Origin of the sequence: Photobacterium damselae, assembly GCF_003026815.1 — a bacterium.
Taxonomy (GTDB): Bacteria; Pseudomonadota; Gammaproteobacteria; order Enterobacterales; family Vibrionaceae; genus Photobacterium; species Photobacterium damselae.
The window spans coordinates 1-1537 of sequence record NZ_PYOG01000091.1 but is presented as its reverse complement, the minus strand read 5'-3'; the positions used below and the strand labels follow the sequence as shown (position 1 = coordinate 1537).

Here is a 1537-nt window from a genome sequence, read left to right as displayed (position 1 = left end):
TTAAGAAGCGCAAGCTGTTCCCAACGGATGAGTCAGCTCGAAAGGTGATCTACCTAGCTATCCGAGATGCTTCTAAGAAGTGGACGATGCCGATTAGAAACTGGCGACAAGCTCTAAACCGCTTTATGATAATGTTCGAAGACCGACTCTCTGAGTACATGTAACCTCGACAGTTACACAGAATTATTTACAGGGTCCGACTTTACTCTAATAGTAGAGCGCAAATGTCGCAGACGATAGGAATCTACACTCCTTTAGGGGTGTAGTAGTTCAACTCTCTCTTTACTCCTTCTTAACCTTCTTTTCTTGGGCGTTCTCGCTATCGCTTGGTTCATTCCGTCGCTGCACTCCTCTCACGATAACCCATATCCCTAAAGCAACAAGTTGCTAAGGGCTATTGGGTTCCTGTGAACAATCACCCAACGCAACAGCATTCGCAGATATTCATTCTAATTTGCCTTGTTCCGTGCAAGCACGGGCAAATTACAATGAATCCCTGCTCACAAAGAATGCACCCTACTAGCCCAATCTTCCCCTCACCATCTGCTCACTCTGATGCCAAACTTTGCCGCGTCTGCCACAGAGCCCCGTCCTAACTCCTTCACTACCTAATTTCCCCTTCGCCTACTAAACCTTCACCTAACCCAATTTATCTCGCAAGGGAAAATACATGCTGTATCCCTAAGGCAACAAGTTGCCAAGGGCTACTAGCCCCTTGACAAGAAAAATCGGCTTAGGTGCGCGGGTAGGCATTCGGACAAATCAGGCAGCAAAGGAGCCTTGTATGAATACTCGCAGCAAGACCGCAACAAAGTTCTACACATCAGAGCGCGCTGATAGCTCAGTGCAGATTGGCCTAGCAGGACGCGAAGTGGATTCTGAGAGTGTGATTCGTGAGGGGAACGCGACCCATCGCTTGTCATCCCTTGAGGTTTTGCAGGCTCCCGCGCTTCGCGCTCCATGTGCTGCGCACATATCGAGGGCAAACGCACGTAAGGCAGCCATCTTCAAGCGCGCGTGGTCGTTGGCAGCACAAAAAGCCCTTCGCTTCGGTGGCGAAAAATGTACCTACTTTGCTGCTTGTCTGAAAGTGGTTTACTGCCAAATCAAACTGACTCACACAGAAAGCCGCCAGCAATACGGCGACTTAATGAAACGCAACAACGAGTATTTAAAGCAACTAAAAGGGAGGTTATCACACTATGAATCTAAAACTGATTTGTTACATCGAGAGCAAACCATTGCTGATTTATTGCCCCGTATTAAAAGCGCTCAGATTCGCCAGAGCTACTACATTGACCTTATTTTTTGTACAGGACTAGAGCTATGAGCGCCTTTAAGTGGGACACCAATACAAAGCCAAACCAAAGACAGTATTTAGTTTGGGGCAACGTCAAACAGCACCCTTTCCACCGACATTATGAGGACGACAAGCAATTTATCATTTGTGACGAAATCATTATTTACAACGTAGAGATAGACGAGGAGGGCAACTTTACAGGCTATTTCTTCGATGAAGATAGCCAAATTATAGAAA

The 1537-nt window shown here is 46.7% G+C and carries 2 protein-coding genes and 1 pseudogene; all 3 read left to right on the top strand.

What is annotated here, in order from left to right; translation table 11 throughout:
• A pseudogene (locus CTN07_RS22390) lies at positions 1-164 on the top strand (IS256 family transposase); the annotation flags it as partial.
• A gap of 620 nt (positions 165-784) precedes the next feature.
• The gene (locus CTN07_RS22385; RefSeq protein ID WP_005306959.1) at positions 785-1330 is read left to right on the top strand and encodes a hypothetical protein; all 546 of its coding nucleotides are present in this window, start codon (positions 785-787) and stop codon (positions 1328-1330) included.
• On the top strand, positions 1327-1537 hold a 211-nt coding region (locus CTN07_RS23000), incomplete at its 3' end, for a hypothetical protein (RefSeq protein ID WP_211315321.1). The genes CTN07_RS22385 and CTN07_RS23000, both read left to right, overlap by 4 nt.

What these genes read in the sequence shown, in the direction of transcription:
- CTN07_RS22385 (WP_005306959.1), top strand. Translation starts at nt 785, where the DNA reads ATGAATACTCGCAGCAAGACCGCAACAAAGTTCTACACATCAGAGCGC.